Raw genomic sequence first — 11,923 nt, forward strand, 5'->3', positions numbered from 1 at the left:
ATCAAAAGTGCACCCAGATTCCCAGGTGCACTTTAGTATAGTCTGCCGTTGGGCGAAACAATTACTGCTTCACGTACTTTATTTTGCCCATTTCGGTTTCCGTATCGCCGGTTACCTGCGACAACGTGAAGACGAATCCGTCATCGGTCGGAACCGTCGTCATCTTGAAATTCATCGTACCGATCGGCGAGCTGCACGTACCTGTTTCGGTCATCACGCCGGTCTTGTCATCGAGCTTGCCCTCGGTGTGCAGAATGTGGGTCGACATGTTGTCGATCCAGATACCCACAAACTTCTGCTCGGCGTTGTCATAGCCCAGGATGCCGAAGCCTTCCATGGGTTCGCCGTTGTAAGTGCTTTTGAACTGCTGCGTCACGAATCGCCCGCCGAGAATCGACTTGAACTCAGCAGTCCCTTCGTCGACCGACTCTTCGTTTTCGCCGGGCACAATCCAGTTCGAGATCGTCTTGTACTTGCCGACCATCGCCTGAAGATGCTCGTGAGGCTTGCCCGGAGCGCCGAGCTTGGCCATCAACTCGGCCATCGCGGCGGAATCCAAACTGTTCGCACTTGGCTTGGCCGGCTCGTCGGCGATCACTACCGAAACGAGTCCCAACAAGAAAAAAATCCCCATCAATCTGCTAGCGGCTTGCATCGAATTGACTCCTTAATATGCCCCCCAGGTGAACGTAATGCTGACCATACTCCAGCCCATTTTATCGCCGTAAGGTCACCCTAATCACGCTCTTTTCCCAAACTTAATCTCGAACAGAACGTATAGGGCAACGTTGATCCCCTTAGGCCGCGCACCCCGCCCGATTCACTAGTTTCGCCGTAGGCATTCGCTCGTTTCTTTTTTGCACTTTCCACGAAAAGAATTGATTGACGACTCGCAGAATCCCGCATAAAAACACAAATGAACGGACGCAAACGGATTGCAGGATTCGCAAATTTTAATTTGGAGGGGCGCCAGCTTATCTTTTCCTCTCACCGCTTAAGGAGGATGCCATGCCCGACCTGCAACGATTGACGGATGCCGCTGTAACGAAACTTCTAACCGAGCACGCCCTCCTGCACGACCTTCTGGAAGAAGCAGATCGGATCACCGCGGAAGGAGACTCGGCCGAACCACTGGTTCTCGGCCTGAACGAACTGCGCGACATGATGCATGACCAGTTCGCCAAAGAAGAATGCGGTGGCTATCTCCAAGAGACCATCAGTATCGCTCCGCGTTATTCATCCGAATGTGAGCAACTGCGACTCGATCATCGCCTGCTGTTAAGTGACATCGATGCGATGCTCGACGATTTGCATCATAGCCCCACGGAGGCCCTGGCCACGTTCCACGTACGCTTTCGCGATTTCACGACTCGCTATTTGAACCACGAGCACCACGAGAACGCCGTCGTTCAAAAGGCTCTGGAAGATGACATCGGCGTCGGTGACTAGTAAAGCCCCAACAACGCCCCATCTTTTTCTAATCATGGCCACCGAGGTCTCCACGGTTGGCCTTTTTTCGTGGGAAACGGGCCAAATCGCGGAAGCGCCGCAGGAGACTTACTGAAAACAGCCCCATTTCGTCCCTATCCGTAGCTGCCAGGCCCCAGTAAAATCAACCGATTCCCCTCGATACCTTGTTTTCCACTGGGCATTAGCGCAAGTTTTGATGAACGATAGTCAGGCATCGACGGTCACGCGGCCGGAACTTCTTGCTCCAGCAGGCGATTGGGACTGTGCCCGTGCGGCCATTGCCAACGGTGCCGACGCAATCTATTTCGGGCTGGAAACCGGCTTCAACGCTCGTGCCCGGGCTAAGAACTTCTCACTCGACGACCTCCCCCGCCTGATGGAAATGCTGCACTGGCATGGGGTGCGTGGGTATACCACCGTCAACACGCTGACCTTCAGTGATGAACTGGCCACCATCGAGCCCATCATCCGCCGCATTGCCAAAGCAGGCACCGATGCCGTGTTGGTCCAAGACCTCGGCCTGGTCGGCTTGATCCGCCGAACGGCCCCCGAGTTGCCGATCCACGCCTCGACGCAGATGACCCTGACCAGCGCCGAGTGCATTGCCGAAATCCAGCAAACCGGCATCGAGCGCGTCGTGCTGGCGCGCGAGCTTTCCGTCCACGAGATCGCCAAGATCCACGAAAAGACGCAAATGCCGCTGGAAGCCTTCGTGCATGGGGCCTTGTGCGTCGCCTACAGTGGCCAGTGTCTCACCAGTGAATCGCTCGGCGGTCGCAGTGCCAATCGCGGCCAGTGTGCCCAGGCCTGTCGCTTGCCATACGAACTAGTCTGCGACGGGGTCGACATCGACCTGGGCGATCAGAAGTATCTCTTGAGCCCGCAAGACCTGGCCGCATTCGCCTTGGTGCCGGAACTGCTGGAGGCTGGCGTCGTCTCGTTCAAGATCGAAGGCCGCCTGAAGACGCCAGAGTACGTCGCCAACATCACGCGTCACTATCGCCAGGCGATCGACGCCGCTCTGGCCGGCAAGCCGGTGACCTTCACCCCGCGGCAAGTCGAAGAGATGGAGCTTTCCTTCTCGCGCGGCTTCTCGCCTGGCTGGCTGCAAGGGTGCGATCACAAGATGCTCGTCCCGGCCACCAGCAGTGCCAAGCGAGGCGTCTTGGTCGCTGAAGTCGTCTCCGTCGACGATCGCCGCAAGCGGGCCAAGCTGGAACTGCATGGCCGCCTGAAAGCAGGTGACGGCATCGTTTTCGAAGGGGATCGTGCCGCCGGGAAGGAGCAGGGGGGGCGCGTCTTCACCGTCAGCCAACGCGGACGCCGCGTCACCGGCGAGGCGATCAGCGGGCTGGTCGAAATCGACTTCCCTCGCGGTTCGGTCGACTTTCAGTACATCACTCCCGGACTGAAAGTCTGGAAGAGCGACGACCCGGCCCTGACGCGTGAACTGCGTAAGACCTATAGCGGCGAACTCCACGGCCGCGACATCCCGCTGACGATCAACGTGTCGGCACGCGTCGGGCAGCCGCTCCGCGTCTTCGTGTCCAGCGACTCCCTCGGCCAAATCGAACTGCAAACCGAGGGAACGCTTGAGGAAGCACGCAAACACGCGCTCAGCGAATCATTACTTCAAGAGCAATTCTCTCGCTTGGGTGGCAGTGGTTACTCTCTGGAATCGCTTTCCGCCAAGATCGCCGGCAACCCGATGGTTCCGCTGAGTGTGCTGGGTAAGCTTCGCAAGGAGTTGATCGCTCAACTGGACGAAGCTCGTCAGAAAATGGCAACCCGTGGGCGAACGATCGAACACGACCTGGTCCTCTCGCAGATGCAAAGCGAAATGGAACAGGCACCACCAGAGCCAGGCGAGCCGAAGCTGATCGTGCTGACGCGATCGATGCACCAATTGGAAGCCGCGATGAGCCAGGGCATCGAGACCGTTTACGCCGACTTTCAGGACATTCGCCAATACAAAGATGCCGTCCCTCTTGCGCATGAAGCAGGTGCCAAGATCTTCCTGGTCACCCCACGCATTCAAAAGCCCGGCGAGATGGGGATCTTCAAGGCGCTATCCAAGCACGGGGCCGATGGCTACGTCGTGCGGAACCTGTCCGGCCTGAAGTTCTTCACCGATCTGGCAGCCACCTGCATCGCCGACTTCTCCTTCAACGCCGCGAACGAGTTGACCATCGATTGGCTGCGGAAACATGGTGCCAGCCGCGTAACGCCGTCGTACGACCTCAATCGCGATCAGCTCCTAGTGATGGCCCAGCACTGCGCGGCCGGGCACCTGGAACTGGTAATTCACCAGCACATGCCGATGTTCCACATGGAGCACTGCGTCTTCTGCAGCGTTCTTTCACCAGGCACGAACAAGACCAACTGCGGACGCCCCTGCGACGAGCACGAAGTGAAACTCCGCGATCGCGTCGGTGCTGAACATCCGCTGGTCGCGGATGTCGGCTGCCGCAACACGCTATTCAACAAGACCCCGCAAAGCGGCGCGGAAATCGTTCAGCCGATGCTCGAACTGGGCGTACGCTACTTCCGCATCGAGCTATTGAACGATGATCCACCGCACGAGATTGCTCGGATCATCAAGCTGTATCGTGACCTCCTGCAAGGCATCATCGGCGGCGAAGAAGTCTGGCAGCAGTTGAAGGCCTTGAACCGGGTCGGCGTCACACGCGGCACCCTGGAACACGATCGCGATCCGCTCGCCATTATTTAGTCGATTACTATGCCCCTACATCTTAGCAAGTGCCACGAACTGATCGTCGCCACCTCGAACCCGCACAAGATTCGCGAGTTGACCAGCCTGCTTCAGCCCCTGGGGCTGCCGATCCATCCTCTTCCGAAGGACGGCAATCTTCAGCCGGTTAAAGAAGATGGCGACACGCTGCGGGAAAATGCCCGCAAGAAGGCGAGCGGTTATGCTCGTCAGCTTCAGCGGTGGGTGATTGCCGACGATACGGGCCTGGAAGTCGACGCGTTAGACGGAGCCCCTGGCGTGCGATCGGCCCGATATGCCGGCGACGACGCAAGCATGGCCATGAACCTGGCTCTGCTGATCGAACATATGCTCGACGTTCCCGACGATAAACGCTCGGCCCGCTTCCTATGCCATCTGTGCGTGGCGGCTCCCGACGGTAGCGTGGCATTGGAAGGGGCAGGGGAGTGCCGCGGCCGGATCGGCCGGCAACCAATTGGCGAGTTCGGCTTCGGCTACGACTCGGTTTTCCTGCTGGAAGGAAGGGACCAAACGCTGGCCGAACTCGATGAAGCACAAACCGCCGAGGTAGGTCACCGCGGCCACGCGGCGCGATCGCTCATCGCCGCCTGGCAGGCTTCTTAGCGGTTCACGATCCGCAAACTGGCTGGCTATCTTCCACTGCCAACCAATTGCCGCACGGCATGCAGGACGTATCGCCGACGCTTTTCGGAAAGCATGTCGCCGAAGTTGATGTCCCCTTGGTCGCGGTACAAGGTGATTCGCGTCGACTGGTTCCTGCCAGTCCCTACAGTCTCGTCGATTCGCCGCACTTCCGACCAGCGAAACCGCCGGGTCCAGCCAATTGGGCCAACCCCTAGAAAAATGCTGCCTGCATCGTGATCCATCTCGTCGGTCTTAATGACCAATCGGCCGATCACGCTCAGCACTGCAAAGGAGCCGAAGAGCAACGTCCCTAAGACGAAAGGAATGCCAAACAGCGAAAGTATCGGATCGAACTTCCCTTCGGCGATTTGCGATCCATAGATCCCACCGAGACTAAACCCAGACCAGACGCACATGAAGGGAACCAGGAAGAACGCCGACCAGCTACGCGTGGTGGCAGCGATCCGCCACCGCCTGCCGAAGTTCTCGTACGAAACACCCCCCGGCGGATCGTTGATATTGAAGGAATCGCTGGCGTCGCTGACCCAACCAGCGTTCTCGTACACCTGCCGTTCTGGCTGTGATTCAAGCAGCGTCGAGATCTTGAACGCTTCGTTGCAGTCGTGGCAGATCGCCAGGTCGTTGTCGACATTCATTTGCCGAGTCGACAGATAGATATCGCAGTTGGGACATTTCAGCTTCAAGGGTTCTATCCGACCGGCATTGCCAGTTCTTCGTTCTCAGGTTCTAGCGCCGCTTCCGGCGGCTGCGATGTTAGCAGGACGACATACTCGGGGAATTGCTGCGTGAACTCGTCGATCGCCACGATCGCTTCGCGGCACGACTCGGACCGGGCCAGCAGCACGGCCGCCAAGAAGGTGAGCACCACCGCGCCCACCGCGGCCAGCCAGATGTACCAGACCAGGAAGAAGAACGCGAACAACACGCCCACCACCCCCAGCATGGCCGCTTTGCTCAGCAGTTGCTGCCAATGCAGCACCCGGTAGCGACTGGTTCCCATCCGCTGCATCAGCCACGTACGGCTGAACGCCGGTGGGATATTCGTTCGGTAGACGTTTCCTTGGTAAATGCCATCCGGAATTTCGAGATTCCCGCACATATTGGGAAACTCCTCCAACAGCGGGTTATGCTCGCGGTACATGTACTCGAGCCCACCAAAGTAGGTGTCTCCCTTCACGTAGACGTCGGGGTAATGCTCTTCTTCTTCCAGAAAACTACGCAGATCGGAAGGCGGCTCTTCGTCGACATAGACGCTCACTGAGAAGTCCCCCTCGCCATCGCACAGAAACCAGATGATCTTTCCCTCTTCGCGCATGGTTTCCGCGAACGAGAACGGGTCGTTCTCGAGCATCGTGTCCGCTTCTTCTGGCAGGTTTTCCGGCCAAAACATCACCATGTTTCCGCCGTCGGTTCCGCCACTTCCGGTGTAGTGCGCCATCAGGTGCTATCACTGCTGTCAAATCGAGTCTCGGAATGCATCTGTCATACTTTATCACAAGGTGCAAGGCTAGGGAGAACCACCCCCAGGCCACCCATACGAAGAAGAGCCATCCCCCTGGGTTCGTCTTGTTCCGTTTGGGTAATTCCGTTAAGAACGCGATCCGACTAGCGCGCGGTAAACCGCCCGGTCGACTTGACGAGACACCCAGGAACCATGCGGCCTCCCATGAAGATCGTGCAACTCATATCCGGAATTGGCGTGAACGGAGCGATAATTCAATGCCTCCGCCTTGCCGAAGGACTCGCCAAACGCGGGCACGATGTTACCCTGGTCGGGCGAGAAAACTCCTGGATTCACCAGCAACTGCCTGGCACCAACGTAAAGTTTCACGCCTCGGATCTTCAGCGCTGGCCCTTTCACGACCTCAAGGCGATCGCCAAGTGGGTCAAAGAAGAACGCATCGACATCGTTCATACGCACAACACCAGCGGGCAGATCTTCGGCGCGATGCTGAAGATGTTCACCAAGGTCCCGGTCGTAGCGACCGCCCACCACACGAAGTTGCATGCCTATTGGATGCTGAAGGACTTCGTGATCGCGAACTCGGACCATACCCGCGGGATCGAAATCAGTTGGAATCGTGTACGGCCGCGAAATATCGAAACGGTTCGCGCCCTGATTGATCATGCCCCGATCCCCCATAATGCCGAAGTGCTGCGTGACCGCTGGCGAGCGGAAAACGGCTTCACCCCTGAAGACAAAGTGATCGGCATCGTCGGCGATGTTTGCCCGCGGAAGAATCACCTGCTGCTGCTCAAGGCCATGCCCGAGATTCTGCGGCGAGTTCCCAGCGCGAAAGTTGCCGTGATCGGTAATCGCTTCCCGAATTACATGCGGAAGATCGACGCCAGGATCCGACAGTTGGATCTCCAGAACGAATTCCGCTTCGTCGATTTTCAACACGACATCCCCAACATGATGCGGGCCATCGACCTGTTGGTCGCTTGTCCCACTCAGGAAGCGTTCGGCCTGACGCCTCCCGAAGCGATGGCCGCGTTCAAACCCGTCGTCGCCACCCGCGTCGGCGGGCTGATCGAGAGCGTCGTCGACGGCGAGACCGGCTACCTGGTCCCCAGCAACAACGCCGCTGCATTGTCTTCGGCCGTGGCGAAAGTTCTGGAAAACGACGACCTGGCCGAGCAGATGGGAGTCGCTGGCCGAGCCCGCTTCCTCGATATGTTCGACAACTACCGCAACGTGATCCGCCACGAAGAGATCTACACCGACGTCGCTCGGCGGGTTCTTCGCCGCGACGTCTCCAAGCCGGTCACGCTTCCCAAACGGACGACCCCCTCGCTTCCGACCGCTGGCGTGCCGCCGATGGTCTATCATCGCTAACGCGTCCCTCCTCGTATTGCTTCCTCGCTCCGCGAGAGGAACAATAAAAAGAGATGAAGCCTCGCGCGGTTGCGACCCCCACTTGAGTCGTCGCGATAATTCACCTCGTCTACAGCCTCAGCAAGGTAGGTTCGCCATGAACGCCCCAACGAATGTCGATCTATTCTCGGGCGCAATCGCTCGTCTCGACAAAGCGTTTCAATATGCCGACATCGATGCCGAAGCGCTCGAACGTCTGAAACACCCCAAGCAGATCCTGCAGGTCTCGGTGCCTGTTCGCATGGACGATGGTTCTCTGAAAATCTTCACCGGCTATCGCGTACGCCACGATGACACCCGGGGACCAACCAAAGGTGGCCTGCGGTACTCACCAAACGTCGATATCTCGGAAGTCAAAGCACTCGCGTTTTGGATGACCTTCAAGTGCGCCGTGATGAACATCCCCTACGGCGGTGCGAAAGGGGGCATCTGTGTGAACCCGAAAGAGCTTTCGCGACTGGAACTCGAGCGGCTCTCGCGCGGTTTCATCGAACAGATCGCCGACTTCATCGGCCCCGAGACCGACATCCCCGCCCCAGACATGTACACCAACGCCATGATCATGGGCTGGATGATGGACGAGTATTCGAAGATCCATCGTCGCCATACGCCAGGCGTGATCACCGGCAAACCGATTCCCCTCGGCGGCAGCCAAGGACGCGAAGAGGCCACCGGACGCGGTGCTTACTACTGCATCAAGGAACTCGAAAAGAAACGTGACTGGGTCCCCAAGAAGACACGCGTGGCAGTACAAGGTTTCGGTAACGCCGGTCAAAGCATCGCGCGGCTGCTGCATGCCGATGGTTATCAAATAGTCGCCGTCAGCGATTCGCGCGGCGGGATCTACAAGCCGGAAGGGTTCGATATCCCCAGCTTGATTCAGATCAAAAACGAATCACGGCGTCTGCAGGCCGTATACTGCACCGGTTCGGTTTGCGAAGCGGTCCCGTCGAAGTCGATCACCAACGAACAGCTCTTGGAACTGGACGTCGACGTTCTCATTCCCGCTGCGTTGGAAGACGTGATTACGGTTTCCAACGCCAATCAGATCAAAGCTCCGGTCATCGTTGAAGTGGCCAACGGCCCCACCACCGGCGAGGCAGACGAGATCCTCAACGAGCGTGGGAAGTTAGTCGTGCCGGACATCCTGGCCAATGCCGGGGGTGTGACGGTCAGCTACTTTGAATGGGTGCAGAACCAACAAGGGTTCTACTGGAGCCTGGAAGAGGTGCAGCAACGGCTGCATGCGATGATGACCCAGGAGTTCAACCACGTGTACGACTGGATGATCGAAAAAAGGATCGACATGCGCACGGCGGCCTACGCGGTGGCGCTCTCGCGAATCGGCGCAGCGATCGCTTCGCTAGGAACCGCCCAGTATTTCTCCGACAACGATTCGTAAAATTGTACATTTAGCAGGTTGGCGGGAAATCCTTCGTCGTTCAGAATAGAGGCACCCCTGGTTTGCCTCTTTTGTCTTTGAACGTCCGGAAGGATTTTCCATGTCTCTGCTTCGCTTGGTCGCCGTCGCGATGGTCACACTTGCCGCGATTCCCACTTCCCTGATCGCCCAAGACAGTACGGCCGCAGCCCAACTGCACCAACTGTTTGAAGAGGATTGGCAGTGGCGGCTGAACCATTTCCCCACGCTCGGCACGTCGATTGGTGATCCGCGAGGCAACGACAAGTGGACCGATCTCTCTCAAGCCGCCATCGACCAGCGAAAAAAGCATCCGCATGAACTTCTCGAAAAGCTCCAGGCGATCGATGCCAGTCAGCTCACCGGCCAGGACTTGTTGTCGTACGAGTTGTTCGACTACAACGTCCGCCGACAGATCGAAGGGCAGAAGTATCCCACCGAGTTATTGGCGATCGACCAGCTTGGGGGCCCGCAGTTCGACCTGGCATTCACGGCCGAGCAGATGCCGTTCAAGACGGTGAAGGACTACGAAAACTACATCGCGCGGCTCAACAGCTATCCCGAGTTTCTTCAGCGAAACACCGACCTATTGCGTAAAGGAATCGAAACTCGGTGGGTACAACCGCCTGGCCCGCTGCGTAGCATCCCCAAGCAGATCAGCGGTCAGGTATTGGCCGATGCGACCGACAGCCCGCTGTACAAGCCATTCCAGGACTTCCCCGATTCGATTTCCCAGGAAGAGCAAGATCGACTGGCCAAGCTGGGCAAGTCGGCCATCGCCGATCGCGTCTTTCCCGCCATGCTGAAGCTGAAGTCGTTCATCGAAGACGAATACTTGCCCAATGGCGCCGAAATCATCGGTGCGGCCGCGCTGCCCGATGGCCGCGATTACTACGCATACAAGTGCCGCTACTCGACGACGACCGATCTGACGCCGCAAGAGATCCACGAGATCGGCATGAGCGAGGTGAAGCGGATTCGCGGCGAGATGGAGAAAGTGATTCGCGAGTCTGGCTTCGAGGGAAGCTTCGACGAGTTTATCCACTTCCTAAAGACCGATCCGCAGTTCTATTACACCGAGGCCGACGACCTGCTGATTGGGTATCGCGACATTGCCAAGCGGGTCGATGCCGAACTGCCAAAGCTATTCGTCGAACTGCCGCGGCTTCCTTACGGCGTGCGGGCATTCCCCGATTACGAAGCCCCCAATCAGACCTCGGCCCGGTACTATCCTGGCTCGTCGGAAGCCGCCCGGGCAGGGTTCTTCATGGCCAACACCTACGCGCTGGATAGCCGTCCCAAGTACGAGATGGAGGCCCTCACGCTGCACGAGGCGTGTCCTGGTCATCATCTGCAGATTGCCCGAGCCCAAGAGCTGACCGACCTTCCCCGCTTCCGCCGCGAGGGGCACTACACGGCGTACGTCGAAGGGTGGGCCTTGTACGCCGAGTCGCTGGGCGAAGAGATGGGCTTCTATCAAACCCCCTACGACAAGTTCGGCCAGCTGACTTTCGAGATGTGGCGGGCCTGCCGGCTGGTGGTCGATACCGGCATGCACAACATGGGCTGGAGCCGCGCCCAAGCCATTAAGTTCTTCAAGGAAAACAGCGGCAAGAGTGACCTGGAAGTCGCCGTCGAAATCGACCGGTACATCGTCTGGCCTGGCCAGGCGTTGGCCTACAAAATCGGCGAACTGAAGATCAAAGAGCTGCGCGCCAAAGCCGAGCAGCAATTGGGAGATGACTTTGATCTTCGCCAGTTCCACAACACCGTCCTGGATAATGGTGCGATTCCGCTGCCTGTGCTCGAACGCCTGATCGATCGCTGGATCGCCGAGCAAAAAACGGCAAAAGCAAGTTAAGTCCGAAAAACTGCTGCGGTTTAAGCAACTACCGCAATGTTCAACCCTTATCCTCAGCATTTTTCATGGACTTGGTCAACCTACTTCTGATCAACGCAGGCGTCGTCGCAGGGTGCATGGTTTGCCTGTGGCTGCTTAGTCTCTGGCTGAAGGACGCCAGTATCGTCGACCTCTTCTGGGGCTTCGGTTTCGTGGTGATTTCGTGGGTGTCTCTGTTGAACGCCGCCGCTCCGACGACCGCTGCCTGGGTGACGACCATCCTGGTGACTATCTGGGGCTGTCGGCTCGCCGGATACTTGAGCTGGCGGAACATCGGCCACGGCGAGGATTCTCGCTATACCGAAATGCGCAAAAAGCCAGGACGCAACTTCGCCCTGTTCAGTCTTGTGGTGATCTTCGGGCTACAAGGGACGATCATGTGGATCGTCTCGCTCCCCTTGCAGGTTATACCGACCCTCGATGCCAGCTTCTCGACGCTCACGCCGTTTGGCCTGATGCTGTGGCTGGTCGGCCTCAGTTTCGAGAGCATCGGCGACTACCAACTTGCACGCTTCAAAGGAAATCCTCAAAACCGCGGTAAGGTATTGGATCAAGGGCTCTGGCACTACACACGGCATCCGAACTACTTCGGCGACTTCCTCGTCTGGTGTGGCTATTACGTGCTGGCCATCTCGTTCGATGCGTCGGCGTGGTGGACGATCATCGGCCCGGCCCTGATGACCTTCTGCCTGCTCTGGTTCTCAGGCGTCGCCCATCTCGAGAAGCGCATTCAAACACGGCGGCCGGAGTACGCCGATTACATCCGCCGAACGAGCAGCTTCTTCCCCTGGCCGCCGGCTCCGAAAGAAGATTCGGCCAGCGTCACGACTCATTCCCACTCACCCACCTCATAGAAAG

The 11,923-nt window shown here is 58.1% G+C and carries 10 protein-coding genes; 7 read left to right on the forward strand and 3 right to left on the reverse strand.

Annotation, left to right across the window (positions count from 1 at the left end; translation table 11 throughout):
• Positions 1-61: 61 nt before the first annotated feature.
• Positions 62-655 carry a DUF1579 domain-containing protein gene (locus Pan97_RS22765; RefSeq protein ID WP_144976637.1) on the reverse strand — a complete coding sequence of 198 codons (594 nt, stop codon included), beginning with the start codon at positions 653-655 and terminating at the stop codon, positions 62-64.
• 353 nt (positions 656-1,008) lie between these two features.
• Here Pan97_RS22765 and Pan97_RS22770 point away from each other — a divergent pair, with 353 nt between their 5' ends.
• The 3 genes from Pan97_RS22770 to rdgB all read left to right on the forward strand — a co-directional run bounded on the left by Pan97_RS22770 (position 1,009) and on the right by rdgB (position 4,825).
• Complete coding sequence (locus Pan97_RS22770) at positions 1,009-1,449, forward strand: hypothetical protein (protein ID WP_144976638.1); 441 nt, start codon at positions 1,009-1,011, stop codon at positions 1,447-1,449.
• Positions 1,450-1,666: 217 nt separating this feature from the next.
• On the forward strand, positions 1,667-4,201 hold the full coding sequence (locus Pan97_RS22775; protein WP_144976640.1) for a DUF3656 domain-containing U32 family peptidase: 2,535 nt from the start codon (positions 1,667-1,669) through the stop codon (positions 4,199-4,201).
• A gap of 9 nt (positions 4,202-4,210) precedes the next feature.
• Positions 4,211-4,825 (forward strand): RdgB/HAM1 family non-canonical purine NTP pyrophosphatase, encoded by a 615-nt coding sequence (gene rdgB, locus Pan97_RS22780; RefSeq protein ID WP_144976642.1) that lies wholly within the window; start codon positions 4,211-4,213, stop codon positions 4,823-4,825.
• Between the two features lie 26 nt (positions 4,826-4,851).
• On the opposite strand, the gene Pan97_RS22785 is transcribed toward rdgB, so the two are convergent.
• Both Pan97_RS22785 and Pan97_RS22790 read right to left on the reverse strand, forming a co-directional pair.
• On the reverse strand, positions 4,852-5,550 hold the full coding sequence (locus Pan97_RS22785; RefSeq protein ID WP_144976644.1) for a hypothetical protein: 699 nt from the start codon (positions 5,548-5,550) through the stop codon (positions 4,852-4,854).
• Positions 5,551-5,555: 5 nt separating this feature from the next.
• Entirely contained in the window at positions 5,556-6,305 is a 750-nt protein-coding gene (locus tag Pan97_RS22790) for a hypothetical protein (protein ID WP_144976645.1), read from the reverse strand.
• 228 nt (positions 6,306-6,533) lie between these two features.
• On the opposite strand from Pan97_RS22790, the gene Pan97_RS22795 reads away from it, so the two are divergent.
• The 4 genes from Pan97_RS22795 (at position 6,534) to Pan97_RS22810 (ending at position 11,919) form a co-directional block, all read left to right on the forward strand.
• Positions 6,534-7,706 carry a glycosyltransferase family 4 protein gene (locus Pan97_RS22795; protein ID WP_165698929.1) on the forward strand — a complete coding sequence of 391 codons (1,173 nt, stop codon included), beginning with the start codon at positions 6,534-6,536 and terminating at the stop codon, positions 7,704-7,706.
• A gap of 136 nt (positions 7,707-7,842) precedes the next feature.
• On the forward strand, positions 7,843-9,147 hold the full coding sequence (locus Pan97_RS22800; protein WP_144976649.1) for a Glu/Leu/Phe/Val family dehydrogenase: 1,305 nt from the start codon (positions 7,843-7,845) through the stop codon (positions 9,145-9,147).
• A gap of 100 nt (positions 9,148-9,247) precedes the next feature.
• Positions 9,248-11,026, forward strand: a complete 1,779-nt coding sequence (locus Pan97_RS22805; protein WP_144976651.1) for a DUF885 domain-containing protein — start codon at positions 9,248-9,250, stop codon at positions 11,024-11,026.
• Positions 11,027-11,091: 65 nt separating this feature from the next.
• On the forward strand, positions 11,092-11,919 hold the full coding sequence (locus tag Pan97_RS22810) for a DUF1295 domain-containing protein (protein WP_144976653.1): 828 nt from the start codon (positions 11,092-11,094) through the stop codon (positions 11,917-11,919).
• Positions 11,920-11,923 lie beyond the last annotated feature (4 nt).

Origin of the sequence: Bremerella volcania (assembly GCF_007748115.1) — a bacterium.
Taxonomy (GTDB): domain Bacteria; phylum Planctomycetota; class Planctomycetia; order Pirellulales; family Pirellulaceae; genus Bremerella; species Bremerella volcania.